Here is a 21,501-nt window from a genome sequence, read left to right as displayed (position 1 = left end):
TGAGGCCGTCCGTCGCGATCGTCGCGGCGGAGGCGCGCGCGCAGCAGGCAGGCGCAGCACGCGCGCGGGCCGATCAGACAAAAACGGACGGAGACATCGATGGCAGCAGACCTTGGCAAGGGGGCGCTGATCGCGCCCGAAAACGGACTGTCCTACGTGCGCGGCGCGACCGACGTGCCGCTATCCGACGCGACGATCAGCCGGTTCCTGCTCGACACGGCCGGCCGCTTTCCCGACCGTCCGGCCGTCGTGTTCCGCGAGCAGCAGGTGCGCTGGACCTGGCGCGAATTCGCACACGAGGTCGACGTGCTGGCCGCGGGGCTCGCCGCGCTCGGGATCGTGAAGGGCGACTGCGTCGGCATCTGGTCGCCGAACCGCAGCGAATGGCTGCTCACGCAGTTCGCGACCGCGCGGATCGGCGCGGTGCTCGTCAACATCAATCCGGCCTACCGGCTGTCGGAGCTCGAATACGCGCTGAACAAGGTCGGCTGCAAGGCCGTGATCGCGGCCGAGCGCTTCAAGAGTTCCGCGTACGTCGAGATGCTGCAGACCATCGCGCCGGAGCTCGCGACCGCGACGCCGGGCGACCTGCATGCGGCGCGCGTGCCGAGCCTGCGCACGATCGTGTCGATGGGCGAGGTGGCGCCCGCCGGCATGTTCCGCTTCGCGGACGTGATGGCGCGCGGCCGCCGGGCCGTCGATCCGGCGCTGCTCGATGCGATCGGCGCGACGCTCGCGGCCAACGATCCGATCAACATCCAGTTCACGAGCGGCACGACCGGCAGCCCGAAGGGCGCGACGCTCACGCATCGCAACGTCGTCAACAACGCGCGCTCGATCGCGATGGCGATGCGTTTCACCGAACAGGATTCGCTCTGCATCCCGGTGCCGCTCTATCACTGCTTCGGGATGGTGCTGGCCGTGCTTGCCTGCGTGTCGACGGGCGCCGCGATGGTGTTTCCCGGCGAAGCGTTCGATCCGGTCGCGACGCTCGCGGCAGTGGCCGAAGAACGCTGCACCGCGCTGCATGGCGTGCCGACGATGTTCATCGCGGAGCTCGATCATCCGGAATTCGCGAGATTCGACTTGTCGACGCTGCGCACCGGGATCATGGCCGGCTCGCCGTGCCCGATCGAGACGATGAAGCGCGTGGTGGCGCAGATGCATCTGTCTGAAATCACGATCGCGTACGGGATGACGGAGACGAGCCCCGTGTCGTTCCAGAGCTCGACCGACGATCCGCTGGAAAAGCGCACGACGACGGTCGGCCGCATCCAGCCGCATCTCGAAGTGAAGATCGTCGATCCGAGCGGCAACATCGTGCCGGTCGGCGCGACGGGCGAGCTGTGCACGAAGGGCTATTCGGTGATGCTCGGCTACTGGGATGACGACGCGAAGACGCGCGAGGTGCTGGTCGACGGCTGGATGCATACGGGCGACCTCGCGACGCTCGACGAGGACGGCTATTGCAACATCGTCGGCCGCCTGAAGGACATGGTGATTCGCGGCGGCGAGAACGTCTATCCGCGTGAGATCGAGGAATTCCTGTTCCGCCATCCGAAGATCCAGAGCGCGCAGGTATTCGGCGTGCCCGATGCGAAGTACGGCGAGGAGCTGTGCGCGTGGATCGTGCTGCGCGCGGACGAGCAGATGACCGAGGACGACGTGCGCGCGTTCTGCAACGGGCAGATCGCGCACTACAAGATTCCGCGCTATATCCGCTTCGTCGACGAACTGCCGATGACGGTGACGGGCAAGGTGCAGAAGTTCGTGATGCGCGAGCGGATGATCGACGAACTGAAGCTCGACGTGCAGAAGACTGCTTGAAGGGAGACGGTGCGAAAAAACGTGGCGGCCTGTAGGTCGCTACGTTTTCGATGGACGAAAAAAAGCGGGCTTATTAGCCCGCTAAAAACCACACGCTACGGGGTTAGCGCGAGGAGACCAAAGATGAAACCGGATCCGGCGGGGGCCGGAAACGACTCCAACAGGGATGCCCCTCGGAAGGGCTTCGGTACGTGACCGACTGGCTCGCAGCGCTTCGCGTCCGCTCACACTTGGCACACGAGACCGCATCCGTGTTGAAACCGTTGAGGCCCATTGTGGGCGAATTAATGACCCGTGGCGGTAACAAAGTGTTTCAGGTTGTAACGCCCGCCAGATAAGGCTTTCCGGGATTTTTTGCTGTTTTCGGGGTCCTGAAAAAGGTCATATTTACCCGTCTTTTCCGCAGAGTTTTCATCGTATGCGCATCACGCGTTTTTCCTGCGTTTTCGCGTCAGTGAATTGCCCATTTGCACGCGTGAATGTGCATCGCGCGATAGATACCGCGCATGACGATTCATTCGTCAGAAAGATTTTGAAACGTGATCGGCGCACGTGGTAGTCGGCCATTCGGCCAATTTTCGCGGTTTTACGCCGGTCGGCGTCACCGCAATCTGTAACGGCGGGGCGCCGGCCCGGCTGCAGAACACACCGCTTTCAGTCTTCGTCGGCGGCAACAACGGGGACGATTTCCATTATTGGCCGCCGAGGCCGCACGCGCTCGCGACTACTTCAGCCACTTGTCCGCAATTGCCTGGTATTCACCGGTGGACAGCGCGAGATGCAGCCACTGGTCGACGTATTGCTGGAACACGACGTCGCCGCGCGGCACCATATACGCCTTCTCGCCGAACTGGAACGGTTTGTCCGGATGCACCGAGCAGAGGCCCGGATTCAGCTTTTGCTGCAGCAGCGTCTCGGACGCATCCGTCACCATCACGTCAGCCTTGCCCGCGAGGATCTGCTTGAAGATCGTCACGTTGTCCGGATAGACGCTCAGGTTCGCATGCGCGAAGAACTGCTTCGCGAAGCGCTCGTTGGTCCCGCCCGGATTCACGATCACGCGCGTATCGGGCCGGTCGATCTGCGCGACGGTCTGGTACTTGTCGGCATCCGCGCAGCGCACGATCGGCGTCTTGCCGTCGACCACGTACGGCTGCGTGAAGAACACGCGCTTCTGGCGCTCGAGCGTCGTCGACACGCCGCCCACCGCGATGTCGCACTTCGCGACGAAGTCGTGGGTGAGGTTCGGCCAGCTCGTCTTCACGTAGTCCGCCTTCACGCCGAGCGATTTCGCGAGCGACTCCGCCATATCGATGTCGATGCCCTCGAAGCGGCCGTCCGCGCGGTAGTACGAATACGGCTTGTAATCGCCCGTCGTGCACACGCGCAGCGTGCCGCGCGCGAGCACGTCGTCGAGCCGCGAGCCGGCGGTCGCAGCGCCCGCGGGCGCGGCCGTGGCCGTGGCCGCTCCCTGCGCGTGCGCGGCAGCGCAGCAAAACGCGGTGGCAGTGGCGAGCGCGGCAAGCGTGGCGAGTGTCTTCATCGTCTCCTCCTTCGTTTCGTTCGATATGAGCGTCCGATCATAACGGAGCCATCGCGCGCGTCATATGGCCGCCATCGCATCGGCATGCGCAGCCCGATCGCGGCTGTCCGGTAAAATGCCGCTTTGCCTTCGCTTCGTCGCTCCTACCGTGGCCCATAACCTGCTCAACGACACCTTCCTGCGTGCGCTTCTGCGCGAGCCGACCGACTACACGCCGATCTGGCTGATGCGCCAGGCCGGCCGCTACCTGCCCGAATACAACGCGACGCGCGCGCGCGCCGGCAGCTTCCTCGGTCTCGCGAAGCATCCCGACTACGCGACAGAAGTGACGTTGCAGCCGCTCGAGCGCTTTCCGCTCGACGCCGCGATCCTGTTCTCCGACATCCTGACGATTCCCGACGCGATGGGGCTCGGCCTCGACTTCCAGGTCGGCGAAGGGCCGAAGTTCGCGCATCCGGTGCGCACCGAGGCCGACGTCGCGAGGCTCGCGGTGCCGGACATCGAGGAGACGCTCGGCTACGTGACGGGCGCCGTGCGCGAGATCCGCCGCGCGCTCACCGACGGCCAGGGCCGGCAGCGCGTGCCGCTGATCGGCTTCTCGGGCAGCCCGTGGACGCTCGCGTGCTACATGGTCGAAGGCGGCGGCTCGGACGATTTCCGTACGGTGAAGTCGATGGCGTATTCGCGCCCGGACCTGATGCACCGGATCCTCGACGTGAACGCGCAGGCGGTGGCCGCGTACCTGAACGCACAGATCGAAGCGGGCGCGCAGGCCGTGATGATCTTCGATACGTGGGGCGGCGCGCTGGCCGACGGCGCGTACCAGCGCTTCTCGCTCGACTATATCCGTCGCGTGGTGTCGCAGCTCAAGCGCGAGCATGACGGCGAGCGCGTGCCGGTGATCACGTTCACGAAGGGCGGCGGGCTGTGGCTCGAGGAGATCGCGGCGACCGGCGTCGACGCGGTCGGGCTCGACTGGACGGTCAACCTCGGCGCCGCGCGCGAGCGCGTCGCGGGGCGCGTCGCCCTGCAGGGCAACCTCGACCCGACGATCCTGTTTGCGCCGCCGGCCGCGGTGCGCGAACAGGCGCGCGCGGTGCTCGACAGCTACGGCAACCATCCGGGCCACGTGTTCAACCTCGGGCACGGCATTTCGCAATTCACGTCGCCCGATCACGTCGCCGAACTCGTCGACGAAGTCCATACCCACAGCCGCGCGATCCGTAGCGGAGCGTCGGGCTGAACGCAAGCGCCGTCATGCTGCGCTGCGGGATGACGATGTTTCGTTTTTGAAACTAAACAGGACGCAACCCCGCTCCCGTTGCCGATTCGGTGCTTGTCAAGACTTGACTTATACACATTTTCCACGTTGCAGCGCGGTAGAGCCCCGTATCGGTCAATTTGTCTCGCTATGGTTGGGTAATTTGAATAGCAGCCTTATGGAATAAGGCTTCGCGGGGCACCGCCGGAAGCGGCGAAAAACAGCGGAAAGCACGGCCCGGCGCGCGTTGCGGCCATTGAGCGGCGAGTTCTCAACAAAGTTATCCACAGGCTGGGCAGGGTATACGGCGATTCCTAATGCGAATCCAAAACTTAGCGCCGAATCTGACGTTTTACTTTAAGTTCGCCGCCGCGATGCGGACGCGGATGCCGGCCGTCCGTATGCTGCGTACCGCCGCTGCCGGAGCGCGCGGATGAGCGGCACCTACCTGCGCGTGGCGCTCGACCATCCGCTCGCGACCCTGTTCGACTACCGCTGCGACGCGCAGCCGGTGCCCGTGCCCGGCACGCTCGTGCAGGTGCCGTTCGGCAAGCGGCAGGCCGTCGGGCTCGTCTGCGAAGTCACCACTCACACCGAGGTACCGCCGACGCGGCTGCGCGCGGTCGATGCGATCTGCACGGAGCTGCCGCCGCTGTCGGCGGACTGGCTCGCGCTCGTATCGTTCGCCGCCGACTACTATCAGCGCGGGCGCGGCGAAGTCGCGTTACCGGCGCTGCCGCAGGCGCTGCGCGACGCCGGGCGCTGGGGGCGGTTGCTCGCGCCCGAAGTGCGCTACCGGCCGACCGAAGCCGGCCGCGCGGCGCTGCCCGACGCATTGCCCGCGCGCGGCGCCGCGCTGCGCCGGCTCGCGCAGGCGCTGGCCGATACCGGTTCGTTGACGCTGCCCGACGCGCGTGCGCTGCATCCGAAGGCTGTCGCGACGCTCGACGACTGGGCGGCACGCGGCTGGGTCGACGTCGAAGAGATCGGCTGGGCCGATGCGCCTGTGGCCAACCCTGTGGATAACCTGTCGACAAGCAGTGGACGCGCTGTGCCGCCGGCGTTGACCGACCAGCAGGCCGAGGCGCTCGACGCGATCCGCGCGGCGCAGGGCTTCGCGCCGTTCCTGCTGCACGGCGTGACGGGCAGCGGCAAGACCGAGGTCTATCTGCATGCGCTCGCGTCGCTGCTCGACGCGCGGCCGGACGCGCAGGCGCTCGTGCTCGTGCCGGAAATCAACCTGACGCCGCAGTTCGAGGCCGCGTTTCGCGCGCGCTTCGCGGGCGCGCTCGCCGACGATGCGATCGTCACGCTGCACAGCGGGCTTGCCGAAGGCGAGCGGGCGCGCAACTGGCTCGCCGCGCACACGGGCCGCGCGCGGATCGTGCTCGGCACGCGGCTCGCGGTGCTCGCGTCGATGCCGACGCTCGCGCTGATCGTCGTCGACGAGGAGCACGAGCCCGCGTACAAGCAGCAGGAAGGATTGCGCTATTCGGCGCGTGACCTGGCGGTGTGGCGCGCGAAGCAGCTCGGCATCACTATCGTGCTCGGCTCGGCCACGCCGTCGCTCGAAAGCTGGTGGCAGGCCGAGCAGGGGCGCTACACGCGGCTCACGCTGTCGCGCCGCGCGGTGGCCGACGCGACGCTGCCGACCGTGCGGCTGATCGATCTCGAAGAGGAACGGCGGCGCGGGCGCGCATCGATGGGCGGGCTGTCGGGGCCGCTCGTCGCGGCGCTGAAGGCGCGGCTCGAACGCGGCGAACAGAGCCTCGTGTTCCTGAACCGGCGCGGTTATGCGCCGCAGCTCGCGTGCGACGCATGCGGCTGGGTGGCCGGTTGCCCGCGCTGCAGCGCGTACGTCGTGCTGCACAAGCCCGAGCATGCGCTGCGCTGCCATCACTGCGGCTGGGAAGCGCGGATTCCGCGGTCGTGTCCCGAGTGCGGGAACGTCGACATCGCGCCGCTCGGGCGCGGCACGCAGCGCATCGAGGAGGCGCTCGCCGAGACCGTGCCGGGCGCGCGGATCCTGCGGATCGACGCGGACAGCACGCGCCGCAAGGGCAGCGCGCAGGCGCTTTTTTCCGACGTGCACGCGGGCGAGGTCGACATCCTGGTCGGCACGCAGATGATCGCGAAGGGGCACGACTTCCAGCGCGTGTCGCTCGTCGGCGTGCTCAATGCCGATACCGCGCTGTTTTCGCACGACTTCCGCGCGAGCGAGCGGCTGTTCGCGCAGCTGATGCAGGTGAGCGGCCGCGCGGGGCGGGCCGGGCTGCCGGGCGAGGTGATGGTGCAGACGCGCTACCCGCGTCACGCGCTGTACCACGCGCTCGGCCGGCAGGATTACGTCGGCTTCGCGAATTCGCAGCTCGGCGAGCGTCGCGACGCGCACCTGCCGCCGTTCGTCTACCAGGCGCTGCTGCGCGCCGAAGGGCGTACGCTCGACGCGGCGCTCGCGTTCCTGCTGCAGGCCGCGGCCGCGTTGCCGGGGCTGCCGGGCGCCGAACGCGTGACCGTGTACGACGCGGTGCCGATGACGATCGTGAAGGTCGCCAACGTTCACCGCGCGCAGTTGCTCCTCGAAAGCGCATCGCGGGCGGCGCTGCAGCATGCGCTGCGCGCATGGTTGCCGGAGTTGCGCGCGCTGAAGGGCGTGCTGCGGTGGAGCGTCGAGGTCGATCCGCTGGATATCTGAGCGACGCCCGCGCGGCTGTCGCGCGAGGCGTTGCCTGATACGGGAAGCCGGGGCCGCCGCGCGCCCGAATCGTCTCCCGTCTCGCGCCCGGCGCCCGCACCCCACCGCGTCATACCGCCCAGTGCAACCCGTTTTCGACTGCTTCCGCGCATGCCGAAGGTTGCACACGCGTACCGAATCGCCCCGATCAGGGAAAACACCGAGCCCCCGACCACGGGCAACCCCTAGGTTGCAACCTCATAAGTGGCTGATTATATTGACTAACTTATGGGTGCAACCCCTCTCTCAATTTGGTTGCACCTTTTTATTGCGTGCCGTAGGATTTCGCGCATCCTCTCACACCATACTGCCGGGCTCGCACCGGCGCACGAACCCACCATGGCAAGCACGACTCTCGGCGTCAAAGTCGACGACCTTCTCCGCTCGCGCCTGAAAGACGCGGCAGCGCGTCTCGAGCGCACTCCCCACTGGCTGATCAAGCAGGCGATCTTCGCGTATCTCGAGCGGATCGAGCACGGCCAGTTGCCGCCCGAGCTGTCGGGCCACAGCGGCGTGACGGAGCTCGCCGACGGTCAGGCCGCGGACGGCGACGACGACAACTCGCCGCATCCGTTCCTCGAGTTCGCGCAGAACGTGCAGCCGCAATCGGTGCTGCGCGCGGCGATCACGGCCGCGTACCGCCGGCCGGAACCGGAGTGCGTGCCGTTCCTGCTCGGCCAGGCGCGCCTGCCCGCGAACCTGCAGGCGGACGTGCAGGCGCTCGCGACGAAGCTGGTCGAGGCGCTGCGCGAGAAGAGCTCGGGCGGCGGCGTCGAAGGGCTGATCCACGAGTTCTCGCTGTCGAGCCAGGAAGGCGTCGCGCTGATGTGCCTCGCCGAAGCGCTGCTGCGCATTCCCGATCGCGCGACGCGCGACGCGCTGATCCGCGACAAAATCAGCAAGGGCGACTGGCGCTCGCACGTCGGCCACGCGCCGTCGCTGTTCGTGAACGCGGCGACCTGGGGGCTGATGATCACCGGCAAGCTCGTGACGACCAACAGCGAAGCGGGCCTGTCGTCGGCACTCACGCGCCTGATCGGCCGCGGCGGCGAGCCGCTGATCCGCAAGGGCGTCGACATGGCGATGCGCCTGATGGGCGAGCAGTTCGTCACCGGCGAAACGATTTCCGAGGCGCTCGCGAACAGCCGCAAGTACGAAGCGCGCGGCTTCCGCTATTCGTACGACATGCTCGGCGAAGCGGCGACGACCGAAGAGGACGCGCAGCGCTACTACGCGTCGTACGAACAGGCGATCCACGCGATCGGCAAGGCGGCCGGCGGCCGCGGCATCTACGAAGGCCCGGGCATCTCGATCAAGCTGTCGGCGCTGCATGCGCGCTACTCGCGCTCGCAGCAGGACCGCACGATGAGCGAGCTGCTGCCGCGCGTGCGCGCGCTGGCGCTGCTCGCACGCCGCTACGACATCGGCCTGAACATCGACGCGGAAGAAGCCGACCGCCTCGAACTGTCGCTCGACCTGCTCGAGGCGCTGTGCTTCGATCCGGAGCTTGCCGGCTGGAACGGCATCGGCTTCGTCGTGCAGGGCTACCAGAAGCGCTGCCCGTTCGTGATCGACTACCTGATCGATCTCGCGCGCCGCAGCCGTCACCGCCTGATGATCCGCCTCGTGAAGGGCGCGTACTGGGACAGCGAAATCAAGCGTGCTCAGGTCGACGGCCTCGAAGGCTATCCGGTCTACACGCGCAAGATCTACACCGACGTGTCGTATCTCGCATGCGCGAAGAAGCTGCTCGCGGCGCCGGACGCCGTGTATCCGCAGTTCGCGACGCACAACGCGTACACGCTGGCTGCGATCTACCAGCTCGCGGGCCAGAACTACTACCCGGGCCAGTACGAATTCCAGTGTCTGCACGGGATGGGCGAGCCGCTGTACGAGGAAGTCGCGGGCCGCGACAAGCTGAATCGTCCGTGCCGCGTGTATGCACCGGTCGGCACGCACGAGACGCTGCTCGCCTACCTCGTGCGCCGTCTGCTGGAAAACGGCGCGAACACGTCGTTCGTGAACCGCATCGCCGATAAAACCGTGTCGGTGAAGGAGCTGGTCGCCGATCCGGTCGACGAAGCGTCGAAGATCGTGCCGCTCGGCGCGCCGCACGCGAAGATCCCGCTGCCGCGCCACCTGTACGGCGACGAGCGTCCCAACTCGATGGGCCTCGACCTGTCGAACGAACACCGTCTCGCGTCGCTGTCGTCCGCGCTGCTCGCGAGCGCGCACCACCCGTGGCGCGCGGCGCCGATGCTCGCCGACGACGCGCTCGCCGACGCCCCGGCGCGCGACGTGCGCAACCCGGCCGACCAGCGCGACCTGGTCGGCACGGTCAGCGAAGCGACGTCCGAACACGTGAGCGCGGCGCTCGCGCACGCGGTGGCCGCCGCGCCGATCTGGCAGGCCACGCCGGTCGATGCGCGCGCCGATTGCCTGGTGCGCGCGGCCGACCTGCTCGAAGCGCAGATGCATACGCTGATGGGCCTGATCGTGCGCGAAGCCGGCAAGTCGCTGCCGAACGCGATCGCCGAGATCCGCGAAGCGGTCGACTTCCTGCGTTACTACGCGGCGCAGATCCGCGGCGAATTCTCGAACGACACGCACCGTCCGCTCGGCCCCGTCGTCTGTATCAGCCCGTGGAACTTCCCGCTCGCGATCTTCATGGGCCAGGTGGCCGCGGCGCTCGCCGCCGGCAACACGGTGCTCGCGAAGCCGGCCGAACAGACGCCGCTGATCGCCGCCCAGGCCGTGCGCCTGCTGCGCGAGGCCGGCGTGCCGGCCGGCGCGGTGCAGCTGCTGCCGGGCACGGGCGAGACCGTCGGCGCGGCGCTGGTCGCCGATCCGCGCACGCGTGCGGTGATGTTCACGGGCTCGACCGAAGTCGCGCGCCTGATCAACAAGACGCTCGCCGCGCGCCTCGACCCGGACGGCAAGCCGATTCCGCTGATCGCCGAAACGGGCGGCCAGAACGCGATGATCGTCGATTCGTCGGCGCTCGCGGAGCAGGTCGTCGCCGACGTGATGCAGTCGTCGTTCGACTCGGCCGGTCAACGGTGTTCGGCGCTGCGCGTTCTGTGTCTGCAGGACGACGTCGCGGACCGCACGCTGACGATGCTCAAGGGCGCGATGCACGAGCTCGCGCTCGGCAACCCGGACCGGCTGTCGACCGACGTCGGCCCGGTGATCGACGGCGAAGCGAAGCAGACGATCGACACGCACGTCGCGGCGATGAAGGACAAGGGCCATGCGGTCACGCAGCTGCCGATGCCGGACGCGTGCGCGCACGGCACGTTCGTGCCGCCGACGCTGATCGAGATCGGCAGTATCGACGAGCTGAAGCGTGAAGTGTTCGGCCCCGTGCTGCACGTGGTGCGCTACCGCCGCAGCCAGCTCGACAAGCTGCTCGAGCAGATCCGCGCGACCGGCTACGGGCTGACGCTCGGCATCCACACGCGGATCGACGAGACGATCGCGCACGTGATCTCGAATGCGCACGTGGGCAACATCTACGTGAACCGCAACGTGATCGGCGCGGTGGTCGGCGTGCAGCCGTTCGGCGGCGAAGGGCTGTCGGGTACGGGGCCGAAGGCCGGCGGCGCGCTGTACCTGCAGCGCCTGCTCGCGACGCGTCCGTCGGGGCTGCCGCGTGCGCTCGCGGAGTCGCTGATCGCGGACGGCGCGGCCGATGGCGACGCGCGCGGTAATCCGGCGGCAGCGCTCACCGCACTGCGCGACTGGCTGATCGAGCAGCGCGAGCCGGCGCTCGCCGCACGCTGCGACGGTTACCTCGCACAGGTGCCAGCCGGCGCAACCGCGGTGCTGACCGGCCCGACGGGCGAGCGAAACACGTATACACTCGGCCCGCGCGGCACGGTGCTGTGTGTCGCGGCCACGCCGGGCGGCGCGCGTGCGCAGTTCGCGGCGGTGCTGGCGACGGGCAACCGCGCGCTGTTCGCCGGCGCGGCGGGCGAGGCGCTGGTCGCCGCGCTGCCGGCGTCGCTGAAGGCGCACGCGGCCGTGCGCAAGCAGGCCGACGCGCCGTTCGACGCGGTGCTGTTCGAAGGCGACAGCGACGAGCTGCAGACGCTCGTGAAGGACGTCGCGCAGCGCCCCGGCCCGATCGTGTCGGTGCAGGGCGTGTCGGCGGGCGCGTTCGAGAACGGCGACGCGGAAGACTACGCGCTCGAGCGGTTGCTGACGGAACGCTCGGTGAGCGTGAACACGGCCGCGGCGGGCGGCAATGCGAATTTGATGACGATCGGCTGATCATCCTTGCCGTTCGGATCAAACAAAGGAAGCGGCCAGGCGATCCCGAAGCCGCTCCATTTACCCTGGTACCAAGGAGATGCTATGCAACACACGATGAAAAAAGTGGCAGGCGCGACGTTCGTCGCGGTCATGTCGCTGGCGGGGACGGCCCATGCGGACGACGTGAAGATTGGTTACGCAGGGCCGATGACGGGCGCGCAGGCGCACTACGGCAAGGATATGCAGAACGGGATCGTGCTCGCGCTGGAAGACTTCAACGCGACGAACCCGAAGATCGGCGGCAAGGCCGTGAAGTTCGTGCTCGACACGCAGGACGACCAGGCCGACCCGCGCACGGGTACGACGGTCGCCCAGAAGCTGGTCGACGACGGCATCAAGGGCATGCTCGGTCACTTCAACTCGGGCACGACGATTCCGGCTTCGCGCATCTACGCGAACGCGGGCATTCCGGAAATCGCGATGGCGACGGCGCCGGAATACACGCAGCAGGGTTACAAGACGACCTTCCGCATGATGACGTCCGACACGCAGCAGGGCTCGGTGGCCGGCACGTTCGCGTCGAAGGATCTCGGCATGAAGAAGATCGCGATCGTCGACGACCGCACGGCCTACGGCCAGGGTCTCGCCGACCAGTTCGAGAAGGCCGCGAAGGCCGGCGGCGCGACGATCGTCGACCGTGAATTCACGAACGACAAGGCTGTCGACTTCAAGGCGATTCTGACGAAGCTGAAGGCGGCGAAGCCGGACCTCGTCTACTACGGCGGCGCGGATTCGCAGGCTGCGCCGATGGTCAAGCAGATGAAGGCGCTCGGCATCACCGCCCCGCTGATGAGCGGCGAAATGGTGAAGACGCCGACGTTCCTGAAGATCGCGGGCAACGCGGCCGAAGGCACGATCGCGTCGCTGGCCGGCCTTCCGCTGGAAGAAATGCCGGGCGGCAAGGCTTACGCCGACAAGTACAAGAAGCGCTTCGGCGAAGACGTGCAGACGTACTCGCCGTACGCGTACGACGGCGCGATGGCGATGCTGAACGCGATGAAGAAGGCCGATTCGACCGATCCGGCGAAGTACCTGCCGGTGCTCGCGAAGACCGACATGGCCGGCGTCACGTCGACGCACGTCGCGTACGACGCGAAGGGGGACCTCAAGAACGGCGGCATCACGATGTACAAGGTCGAGAAGGGCGACTGGAAGCCGCTGAAGAGCATCGGCGGGAAGTAAGCAGCCTTTGATGTGACGCGCGGCCGGCGGCGCATGTCGCTGTCCGGCCGGTCGTGTGAAAAAGCCACCGGGCCGTCGGGCCGGGTGGCTTTTTCTTTGGCGGTGCACGGCCAGGTAGTACATACGGCTCTTGCCGGCGATGATTCAACGGGTTGGGTATGTTCCGACGGGGGCGCCGCGTGTGTACGTCAATGTCTCATCGATGCGACTGGCGGCAGTGCGAGGTTACTTATCTTCACAGCACTTGTTGGGGCAATCGGGCAGGAAGGAAATTTCCACACGCCGCCCATTATCTACGTCCCCATGCGAGTAGACGCGGGCGCTCGTCTTAATGGTTCCACGTAGAAAACCGAATTGCTTCAGCAGCGCATACGCGGTTTGCATTCGCGATTGTGCAAGGGGCAGTGCGCTCTGTTCACTTTCCTCGGCATGGCCGCTAATCAGCGTTGTTTCCTTGGTTACGTGACGTGCGTAGGCGATTTTCTGGTCTGCTGTCCAGTTTGCAGTGCGGACGATTTCAGAATTCGATATATATGAACTGTTTTTCGGAAAATGGATATCGAAATTTTCGCTTGCGACACATGCAGATGCATGACTGGACGCGACGACGCATAGGCCGGCAATTAATTTCATAGTTTATTATTTGGTGAGTTTTGTTGTCGACGAGACGCCGGAGCGTCGCATAAATTTCCACATCCATTTTTGCAGAAAGGCAGAAGACTCACGCCGAGCTGCAAGTATCCTCCATGGCCCGTGCTATCGATTGGGTATGTAATTCGATTGACGTGCGTGTCAACATAGATATATTGAGGCTTGATGCCAAGCTGTATCAGGAAGTCTTTCAGCTGGTCACCTCTCGACTTTGCCAGACTCAAGGAGTTGCGTTCGCCGACATATGCGCTGGCGATGATTTGCGCCTGCACTTCAACATCGGGCCATTGCCGCGCAGCCAAAACCATATCCACTATCTTTATTCGATATGCATTTGGAATGCCGGGATAATTCAGAGGCACGCTTTCGAGCATGTGTTCCGATATCGTACAAGCGCTTGCATGTTGAATAAAAGCGGCACCAGCAAGCGCAGCAACGGGGATCAGAAGTTTTATCATTCAATCACCAAATATTCTTTTTTAAGAATTCACTTATTTCATCAAAGTGCGCGATGTAGCATGCAATGCTGTCTGCATTTCTATCTGCACCTTCTGGATTGGCTTGTGCCCAATATCCGATTCCTCGAGCAAACCCATAGTTGACGTCGTCCGCATCGAATGTGTCAATGTAATGGGAACATTCGTGAATGAGAATTTTCAATTTGCAGTTTCCAGCAACGTAAACATCCTCGACAGTGCAGAAATGCGGGTAGATCGCGATTATGCGACGTGCCGAATCGGGCTTGCATACAGCCGCGTCATTTGCGCCAGTATCAGGGGCCACTGAGCATGTAAGTTGCCGCTGGCTTTGTTCGTCCCATCTGATGATCTTCTCGGGCTGTAGTTCGCACATAGCCGCAGCGAGCTTGGGGAGGCCGAAACTTAGTTTTTGACGTATCGCTTCGTCGCTTCGGCCAAACCAGAATTGCACTCTATCTCGGGCAGTTTTATCCCATCGCGCCAGATCCGATATGCGCTCCTCAATTAAGATCACCGCGGTGTCCCGTAGTCGCATTATTAGGGATCTGAATGCCTTGTTGCTCATGTTGGGGCAAATTGGCATCGTGTTGATGGACACATAGATCATCGACCCCGGATTGGTATTGGTGACGGCCCCCGAATGGACGAGGACCCATTCTTCGTTTTCCTGATCTTCGAAGTCGTATTTATTTCCCGAAAAACCGCTCATCGCGTCAATGCCCCTTCGTATAGATTTTCAGAGATGCTGCGGCGTCGGTGGCAATTCGATGTGTTTGCCCGGCCGCGTCCGTGATGCCTGCGAAGATCTGCCCGGTGTCGGTGACGATTCGATAGCGAACGTTGACGAGCGGGCGGTGCGCATCATCGAGCAAGGTAAATTGCTCGTCATGTACGGCATCCGATGAGGCAAACGGCAGATGGGCTGCACCAGGTTTGCGCCCATTCAGCGCCGCAATTTCGCCCGCAGTGAAAGTCATCCGCATGCCGCGCTCAGCGTAGAAGATCGGCGGTGGGTTGCATCCGCAGACATTGATATCCCCGCTCAATGCCCACTGTTTGCCGTTCGGGCCGGTACCGGGCCAGCGCGGCCCTTGCGGTGCGATGTATCCTTCGCGCTTGCAGGCCGAACAGTAGGTCTTCATATCGAGCGTGGCGATATGAACCGTCGGCGGCGGATTGGAACAGGTCACGGTATCGAGGCCCTCGACAATCACCGCTTCCCCGGCGCGGTCGCCTTTGGCAAGAAAGTAGCGGATCATGAGCGCTACCTCAGCGGGGCATGGACGAGCGGGTGACGATGCCAAATACAACGGACGACGCCACGCCTCGTCGCTCGGGGCTATCAGTGATCGTGTCGCCGTTATCGAGTTCGCTTCCAACGAATGCGAGCGGCGCGAAGTCGGGCCTGTCTGCCAAACCCAGACCGCTCGTCACGTGCGCGGTTGAACCGTCCGGATAGTGGATCAGGTCGCCCACCGTGGCAGGCTTTCCCAGGTGCGACGCTACTTCCCACGTGCCGGACGGCTCGCGCAATGCATCGCCGCGCGCTGTTGTCGCGCCACGTACCGCCAGTCTATAGGCAGGCGGTGCGGGTGGCGGCACATAGGTGGGATCGAACAGGCCCGCAATGCTTTGCCCCTCCCGCACGTGAATGCCCCATGAGGTGCGCGGCGTTTCGGTAATTCGGTCACCGTTGCTCAACCGGCTGCCGACCAGCGCGAACGGCTTGCCTCCGCTATGGTTGTTTCCCGCGCCGTCGATAATCGCGGCCTCGCTGCCGTCGTCATAGGTCACTACGTCGCCGACGCAGGCGACTTCTAATCCTGCCAGGTTCAGGCCGCTGGTTGCGGTGGTGACGCGTCCACCGCGTTCCGTGAGTGCGCCAACGGTGGCGAAAAGATGGGTCGGTGCTTTGTGTTCGTTTTTCATCCGGCTTCCCTGTCTCAGTAAATGGAATGGCTGCCTAGAGACGCTATTCCAGATAAGAAACGTCGATCAATCGGACGAATATGATTCAGCGCTGGTAACTTCTATTACTTGTTCCGTTCCGCCTGTTGCATTGACCGCGCGTGCGCGAATGCGCTAGCTCAATCGCGGATACTCAGTCCCTGCGCACGCGCAGCAGAAACTTCTGCAACTTGCCGGTCGGCGTGCGCGGCAGCGCCTGCACGAACGCGAACTCGCGCGGGATCTTGTACGCGGCGAGCCGCTCGCCGCAGAACGCGCGCAGCGCGTCCGCATCGGCCGCCGCGTTCGCCCGCGTCACGACGTGCGCGACGACCGTCTCGCCCCAGTCCGGATGCGCGACGCCGACGACGGCCGCCTCGGCGATGTCCGGGTGCGCACCGAGCACGTCCTCCACCTCCTTCGAATAGACGTTCTCGCCGCCGGTGACGATCATGTCCTTCAGCCGGTCGACGATGAACAGATAGCCCTCCTGATCGATCCGTGCGAGGTCGCCGGTGCGATACCAGCCGCCCGGCGCGAACGCGGCACGCGTCGCGGCCGCGTCGTCGAGATAGCCGAGCATCATGCTGTCGGCCTTCAACCAGATCTCGCCGGTCTCGCCCGGCCGCGCATCGACACCGTCCATCCGCACGACCCTCAGGTCGACGCCCGGGCCACCGTGGCGGCCGATCGAGCCGGCCTTCGCGATCTGCTCGTCCGGATACAGCGTCGTGCCGGCCGGCCCCGCTTCCGTCATTCCGTACACCTGAAAGAACGCGTGACTGCGATACGCACGGGCGAGCCGTTCGGCCTGCGCGGCGCCGATCGGGCCGCCGCCGTACAGCCACGCGCGCACGCTCGACAGATCGAACGCCGCGAAGCCGTCGACCGTGTCGAGCGGCAGCGTGTACGACACCGGCGCGCCGAAATACAGCGTCACGCGCTCGCGCTCGACGGTCTGCAGGAAGCGCAGCGGATGGTATTCGCGCAGCAGCACGACGGTGCCGCCCGCGACCAGCGTGCCGCCGAACCAGTTGTTCAGCGGCGACGAATGCCAGATCGGCATCGCCATCAGCGTGCGTTCGTTGCAGCCGATGCCGATGGCGAGCGCCGCTTGCATCGCGGCGAGCGTCACCGTGCGATGACTGTGCACGCAACCCTTCGGGCGGCCGGTCGTGCCGGACGTGTAGAGGATCTGCGCGACGTCGTCGTCGGCCGGCTCGATGCCCGCGAGGCCGTCTATCGTCGCGCACATCGTGTCGAAGTTCGGCACGCCGTCGAGTTCGCCTTCGGTCACGAGCCGCCGCGCCGGATGCACGATGCGCTCGACCACCGGCGCGAGCGCGACGTCGAACAGCAGCACGGTGCTGCCGCTGTGTTCGAGCACGTAGTCGACTTCCGGCGCCTGCAGTTTGTGGTTGATCGGCACGAACGCCGCGCCGAGGCGCCATGCGCCGAACATCAGGTCGACGAAGGCCGGCGTGTTGAAGCACATCGCGGCGACGCGGTCGCCGGCCGCGACGCCGAGCGCGCTCAGCACGGCCGCCGCGCGGTGCGAACGCTCGCGTGCGGCCGCATACGTGATCGTCGCGGATTCGCTGACGAGGAACGGCTTGTCGGGCGTCGCACGGGCGGCGCGGTCGAGGGCGGCGACGAGGTTCATCGGGGCTCCGGGCGGGCGAACGAACGCGAATTCGGTTGAGCGGGCCGGCGTCAGGCCGGGTACGCGCGCTGCAGCAGCGCGGCGACGTCGATCGCGCGCGGATCGAAGCCGCCCGCGATACGGCCCCAGTCGGGCGCGGCGAGCCGCGTCGCGACGAACGCGTCGGCGACGGCCGCCGGTGCATCGCGGCGCAGCAGGCACGCCTGCGCGACGAGCGCGAGCCGCTGCGCGAACACGCGGCCCGACGCTTCGAGCGTGTCGGCCGGGGCGGCGAGCATCGCGCGCAACGCGTCGAGCGCCGCGCGGATGCGCGGTTCGCCCGCGCCGAGGTCGGCGAGTTCGTCGAACAGCGCGGCGGCGGCATCGGGCTCGCGCGACACCGCGCGCAGCACGTCGAGGCACATCACGTTGCCCGAGCCTTCCCAGATCGAGTTGACGGGCGCCTCGCGGAACAGGCGCGCGATCGGGCCGTCGTCGACGTAGCCGTTGCCGCCGAACACTTCCATCACCTCGCCGGTCAGCTCGACCGCGCGCTTGCAGACCCAGAATTTCGCGGCGGGCGTGACGATCCGCTTCCACGCGCGTTCGCGGGGCGAGTCGTCGCGTTCGAACGCATCGGCGAGCCGCATCGCGAGCGACAGCGCCGCCTCGCTTTCGAGCGCGAGATCGGCGAGCACGGTGCGCATCAGCGGCTGCTCGGCGAGCGCGCGGCCGAACGCGTGACGCTGGCGCGTGTACGCGATCGCCTGCACGACGCCCTGGCGCAGCATCGCCGCGCTGCCGAGCACGCAGTTCAGCCGCGTGTAGGTGGCCATCTCGATGATGGTCGGAATGCCGCGGCCTTCATCGCCGAGCATGATCCCCCACGCATCGTTCAGCTCGATTTCGCTGCTCGCGTTGCTGCGGTTGCCGACCTTGTTCTTCAGCCGCTGGATCTCGACCGCGTTTTTCGTGCCGTCCGGCCGCCAGCGCGGCACGTAGAAGCACGACGGGCCGCCGGCTTCGGTGCGCGCGACGACGAGGTGCGCGTCGCACATCGGCGCGGAAAAGAACCACTTGTGGCCGCGCAGCCGGTATTCGCCGCCGCGGCCGCCCGCGCCGACCGGCGTGGCGAGCGTCGTGTTTGCGCGCACGTCGGAGCCGCCCTGTTTCTCGGTCATGCCCATGCCGAACCAGATCGCGCGCTTGTCGGCGACCGGCACGTCGCGCGCATCGTAGTCGTCGCTGTAGAGCTTGTCGCGCAGCAGGTCCCACAGCGCCGGCTCTTTCTGCAGCACGGGAATCGCGGCTTGCGTCATCGTCGCCGGGCACAGCGTGCCGGCCTCGATCTGGCCGTGCAGGTAGAAGCCGGCGGCCGTCGCGGCCCAGCGGCCGCGGCGCGACTCGCGGAACGCGAGCGACACGAAGCCTTCGTGACGATACTGGCCGAGCAGCGCGTGCCAGGCGGGATGGAAGTCGACGCGGTCGATGCGCCGGCCGCGCCGGTCGAACGCGTTCAGTTCGGGCGTGTGGCGGTTCGCTTCGTCGGCGAGTTGCGCGGTGTCGGCGCTGCCGAGCCGCGCGCCGTATGCGTCGAGCTGCGGTACGGCCCAGTCGGCGCCGGCCCGGACGAGCGCGTCGCGCAGCGCGAGATCCGTCGCGAAGAGGTTATAGTCGACGAGTTCGTCGAACTGGTTCGTGACGGCGTGGGTCGAGTCGGTCATCGCGGTCGTCTCCGGTCTTATGCTTCACGGTCAGCCGGCGTCGTGCCGCGCGCAACGCGCTTCGGCGCGGGTTCCGGCTGCCGGTAAAACGTATTCCCTGCTGAATTCAGAGTAGCAAATATGCCGCCGCGACATGTTCAGGTTCCGGCGCCGCCCGGCTCGCCGACGGCGCAACCCGCGCCCGCGTTGCGTCGCCGGCCGCGCCAGTCGCGCGCGCAGGCGAGCTCCGACGCGCTGCAACAGGCGTTCGTTCAGCTTTTGCTCGAACGCGGCTACGCGAAGGCGACGATCCGCGAGATCGCGGCCGTCGCGGGTGTCAGCATCGGCACCTTCTACGAATATTTCGGCGACAAGCAGAGCCTCGCGGCGCTCTGTATTCATCGCCGCGTGCTGGCGCTGGCCGACCGGCTGCGCGACGCGGTGCAGCGGCTGCGCGGTGCGCCGCGGGCCGAGCTCGCCGTCGCGCTGGTCGATCTCCAGGTCGATACGATCGCCGCCGACGCGGCGCTGTGGGGCGCGCTGTTCGCGCTGGAGCGGCAGGTGTCGCCGCTGACCGCCTATCGCCGGCATTACGACGCCTATGTCGCGCTGTGGCGCGACGCGCTGGCCCACGCGGCCGATCCGCCGCCCGCCGCGCGGCTCGACGGGCTCGCGCGGATGGCCCATACGATCTGCTACGGCGGCCTGTCGCAGGCGCTGCTGACGCTCGGGCCCGCGCTCGATTTCGCCGCGCAGCGCCGCGAACTGCGAGCCGTGCTGCTCGCGTATCTCGCGGCCGCGGACGCGTAGCCTTCCCGGGGGAAATGCCTGATTCGCATATCAGGCGCGCAGACCCGCCTTGCCGCCAAGCTCTTCTCCCGGCGAACCATGAGAAAAATGCATGGCCTCCATGACGAACTTTCGATTGTCCGCCGATATTGGTTCGGGCTAAATCATGCGGCAGATGCAGGTCGCGCACGGCGCGGCCCGCCCGAAGGACATCAGGAGGAGGAGTCATGCGAAGCGCCACCGCGCCCCGTTCGAAACTGCCCGACGTCGGGACGACGATCTTCACGGTGATCGGCCAACTGGCTGCTCAACACGACGCATTGAACCTGTCGCAGGGCGCGCCGAATTTCGCGCCCGATCCGGCGCTCGTCGAAGGCGTCGCGCGCGCGATGCGCGACGGTCACAACCAGTATGCGCCGATGGCCGGCGTGATCGCGCTGCGCGAGCGGCTCGCCGAGAAGACCGAGGCGCTGTACGGCGCGCGCTACGATCCGGCGACCGAGATCACGGTGATCGCGAGCGCGAGCGAGGGGCTGTACGCGGCGATCAGCGCGCTCGTGCATCCGGGCGACGAGGTGATCTATTTCGAGCCGTCGTTCGACAGCTATGCGCCGATCGTGCGGCTGCAAGGCGCGACGCCGGTCGCGATCAAGCTGTCGCCCGAGCATTTCCGCGTGAACTGGGACGAGGTGGCCGCGGCCATCACGCCGCGCACGCGGATGATCATCGTCAACACGCCGCACAACCCGACCGCGACGGTGTTCTCCGCCGACGATCTCGAGCGGCTCGCGCAGCTCACGCGCGACACGGGGATCGTGGTGCTGTCCGACGAAGTCTACGAGCACGTCGTGTTCGACGGCGCGCAGCACCAGAGCGTCGCGCGCCACCGCGAGCTGGCCGAGCGCAGCGTGATCGTGTCGTCGTTCGGCAAGTCGTTCCACGTGACCGGCTGGCGGGTCGGCCATTGCCTCGCGCCGGCCGAACTGATGGACGAGATCCGCAAGGTGCACCAGTTCATGGTGTTCTCGGCCGATACGCCGATGCAGGTCGCGTTCGCGGAGATCCTCGCGCGGCCGGACAGCTATCTCGGCCTCTCGGCGTTCTACCAGGCCAAGCGCGACCTGCTCGCGCGCGAGCTGGCCGATTCGCGTTTCGAGCTGCTGCCGAGCGAAGGCTCGTTCTTCATGCTCGCGCGCTTTCGCCACTTCTCGGATGAAAGCGACAGCGATTTCGTGCTGCGCCTGATCCGCGACGCGCGCGTCGCGACGATTCCGCTGTCGGCGTTCTATACCGACGGCACCGACGCCGGCGTGATCCGGCTCAGTTTTTCGAAGGACGACGCGACGCTCGTCGAAGGCGCGCGGCGGCTGCGTTCGCTGTAGGACAACCGGCGGCGGAGACGTCGCATCGACCGGACACTTGGAGATCA

Annotated in this window: 15 protein-coding genes; 7 read left to right on the top strand and 8 right to left on the bottom strand. The window is 66.3% G+C overall.

The annotated features are described in order from the left end of the window. Nucleotides 1-99 precede the first annotated feature (99 nt). Complete coding sequence (locus HWX76_RS25535; protein WP_176016535.1) at nt 100-1,827, top strand: AMP-binding protein; 1,728 nt, start codon at nt 100-102, stop codon at nt 1,825-1,827. 724 nt (nt 1,828-2,551) lie between these two features. On the opposite strand, the gene HWX76_RS25530 is transcribed toward HWX76_RS25535, so the two are convergent. Then, nucleotides 2,552-3,370 carry a transporter substrate-binding domain-containing protein gene (locus HWX76_RS25530; protein WP_050015836.1) on the bottom strand — a complete coding sequence of 273 codons (819 nt, stop codon included), beginning with the start codon at nt 3,368-3,370 and terminating at the stop codon, nt 2,552-2,554. Between the two features lie 148 nt (nt 3,371-3,518). Here HWX76_RS25530 and hemE point away from each other — a divergent pair, with 148 nt between their 5' ends. The 4 genes from hemE to HWX76_RS25510 all read left to right on the top strand — a co-directional run bounded on the left by hemE (nt 3,519) and on the right by HWX76_RS25510 (nt 12,861). Further along, complete coding sequence (hemE, locus tag HWX76_RS25525; RefSeq protein ID WP_279612901.1) at nt 3,519-4,613, top strand: uroporphyrinogen decarboxylase; 1,095 nt, start codon at nt 3,519-3,521, stop codon at nt 4,611-4,613. Nucleotides 4,614-5,064: 451 nt separating this feature from the next. After that, nucleotides 5,065-7,326, top strand: a complete 2,262-nt coding sequence (locus HWX76_RS25520) for a primosomal protein N' (protein ID WP_050015840.1) — start codon at nt 5,065-5,067, stop codon at nt 7,324-7,326. A 378-nt stretch (nt 7,327-7,704) separates the two neighbouring features. After that, complete coding sequence (putA, locus tag HWX76_RS25515) at nt 7,705-11,637, top strand: trifunctional transcriptional regulator/proline dehydrogenase/L-glutamate gamma-semialdehyde dehydrogenase (protein WP_176016533.1); 3,933 nt, start codon at nt 7,705-7,707, stop codon at nt 11,635-11,637. Nucleotides 11,638-11,721: 84 nt separating this feature from the next. After that, nucleotides 11,722-12,861, top strand: coding sequence for a branched-chain amino acid ABC transporter substrate-binding protein (locus HWX76_RS25510; protein ID WP_050015844.1), 1,140 nt, complete (start codon nt 11,722-11,724; stop codon nt 12,859-12,861). 225 nt (nt 12,862-13,086) lie between these two features. Here HWX76_RS25510 and HWX76_RS25505 read toward each other — a convergent pair whose 3' ends face one another. The 7 genes from HWX76_RS25505 to HWX76_RS25475 all read right to left on the bottom strand — a co-directional run bounded on the left by HWX76_RS25505 (nt 13,087) and on the right by HWX76_RS25475 (nt 19,304). Beyond that, a complete protein-coding gene (locus HWX76_RS25505; protein ID WP_080334331.1) occupies nt 13,087-13,494 on the bottom strand; it encodes a hypothetical protein in 408 nt (135 codons plus the stop codon). Beyond that, on the bottom strand, nt 13,491-13,970 hold the full coding sequence (locus HWX76_RS25500) for a hypothetical protein (protein ID WP_124631498.1): 480 nt from the start codon (nt 13,968-13,970) through the stop codon (nt 13,491-13,493). The genes HWX76_RS25505 and HWX76_RS25500 overlap by 4 nt, the downstream gene beginning before the upstream one ends. A gap of 4 nt (nt 13,971-13,974) precedes the next feature. Continuing rightward, nucleotides 13,975-14,700, bottom strand: a complete 726-nt coding sequence (locus HWX76_RS25495; protein WP_080334332.1) for a M35 family metallo-endopeptidase — start codon at nt 14,698-14,700, stop codon at nt 13,975-13,977. A gap of 4 nt (nt 14,701-14,704) precedes the next feature. Beyond that, a complete protein-coding gene (locus HWX76_RS25490) occupies nt 14,705-15,250 on the bottom strand; it encodes a hypothetical protein (protein WP_089488025.1) in 546 nt (181 codons plus the stop codon). A gap of 10 nt (nt 15,251-15,260) precedes the next feature. Next, a complete protein-coding gene (locus tag HWX76_RS25485; RefSeq protein ID WP_089488026.1) occupies nt 15,261-15,920 on the bottom strand; it encodes a PAAR domain-containing protein in 660 nt (219 codons plus the stop codon). Nucleotides 15,921-16,092: 172 nt separating this feature from the next. Then, nucleotides 16,093-17,601: an AMP-binding protein gene (locus HWX76_RS25480; protein WP_050015850.1), complete on the bottom strand. Its 1,509-nt coding sequence runs from the start codon at nt 17,599-17,601 to the stop codon at nt 16,093-16,095. Nucleotides 17,602-17,651: 50 nt separating this feature from the next. Further along, the gene (locus tag HWX76_RS25475; RefSeq protein WP_050015852.1) at nt 17,652-19,304 is read right to left on the bottom strand and encodes an acyl-CoA dehydrogenase family protein; all 1,653 of its coding nucleotides are present in this window, start codon (nt 19,302-19,304) and stop codon (nt 17,652-17,654) included. Nucleotides 19,305-19,424: 120 nt separating this feature from the next. Here HWX76_RS25475 and HWX76_RS25470 point away from each other — a divergent pair, with 120 nt between their 5' ends. Together HWX76_RS25470 and HWX76_RS25465 are read left to right on the top strand one after the other, a co-directional pair. After that, the gene (locus tag HWX76_RS25470; protein WP_050015853.1) at nt 19,425-20,093 is read left to right on the top strand and encodes a TetR/AcrR family transcriptional regulator; all 669 of its coding nucleotides are present in this window, start codon (nt 19,425-19,427) and stop codon (nt 20,091-20,093) included. 206 nt (nt 20,094-20,299) lie between these two features. Continuing rightward, nucleotides 20,300-21,454: a pyridoxal phosphate-dependent aminotransferase gene (locus tag HWX76_RS25465; protein ID WP_011694020.1), complete on the top strand. Its 1,155-nt coding sequence runs from the start codon at nt 20,300-20,302 to the stop codon at nt 21,452-21,454. Nucleotides 21,455-21,501 lie beyond the last annotated feature (47 nt).

Source organism: Burkholderia sp. BCC0398 (genome assembly GCF_902833245.1).
GTDB lineage: Bacteria > Pseudomonadota > Gammaproteobacteria > Burkholderiales > Burkholderiaceae > Burkholderia > Burkholderia sola.
The sequence above is the reverse complement of the archived record's forward strand: the minus strand, read 5'-3'. Positions and strand labels throughout refer to the sequence as shown.

Coding starts and splice junctions, on each gene's coding strand:
- HWX76_RS25535 (WP_176016535.1), top strand. CDS start 100: ATGGCAGCAGACCTTGGCAAGGGGGCGCTGATCGCGCCCGAAAACGGA.
- HWX76_RS25530 (WP_050015836.1), bottom strand. CDS start 3,370: ATGAAGACACTCGCCACGCTTGCCGCGCTCGCCACTGCCACCGCGTTT.
- HWX76_RS25520 (WP_050015840.1), top strand. CDS start 5,065: ATGAGCGGCACCTACCTGCGCGTGGCGCTCGACCATCCGCTCGCGACC.
- putA (WP_176016533.1), top strand. CDS start 7,705: ATGGCAAGCACGACTCTCGGCGTCAAAGTCGACGACCTTCTCCGCTCG.
- HWX76_RS25510 (WP_050015844.1), top strand. CDS start 11,722: ATGCAACACACGATGAAAAAAGTGGCAGGCGCGACGTTCGTCGCGGTC.
- HWX76_RS25505 (WP_080334331.1), bottom strand. CDS start 13,494: ATGAAATTAATTGCCGGCCTATGCGTCGTCGCGTCCAGTCATGCATCT.
- HWX76_RS25500 (WP_124631498.1), bottom strand. CDS start 13,970: ATGATAAAACTTCTGATCCCCGTTGCTGCGCTTGCTGGTGCCGCTTTT.
- HWX76_RS25495 (WP_080334332.1), bottom strand. CDS start 14,700: ATGAGCGGTTTTTCGGGAAATAAATACGACTTCGAAGATCAGGAAAAC.
- HWX76_RS25490 (WP_089488025.1), bottom strand. CDS start 15,250: ATGATCCGCTACTTTCTTGCCAAAGGCGACCGCGCCGGGGAAGCGGTG.
- HWX76_RS25485 (WP_089488026.1), bottom strand. CDS start 15,920: ATGAAAAACGAACACAAAGCACCGACCCATCTTTTCGCCACCGTTGGC.
- HWX76_RS25480 (WP_050015850.1), bottom strand. CDS start 17,601: ATGAACCTCGTCGCCGCCCTCGACCGCGCCGCCCGTGCGACGCCCGAC.
- HWX76_RS25475 (WP_050015852.1), bottom strand. CDS start 19,304: ATGACCGACTCGACCCACGCCGTCACGAACCAGTTCGACGAACTCGTC.
- HWX76_RS25470 (WP_050015853.1), top strand. CDS start 19,425: ATGCCGCCGCGACATGTTCAGGTTCCGGCGCCGCCCGGCTCGCCGACG.
- HWX76_RS25465 (WP_011694020.1), top strand. CDS start 20,300: ATGCGAAGCGCCACCGCGCCCCGTTCGAAACTGCCCGACGTCGGGACG.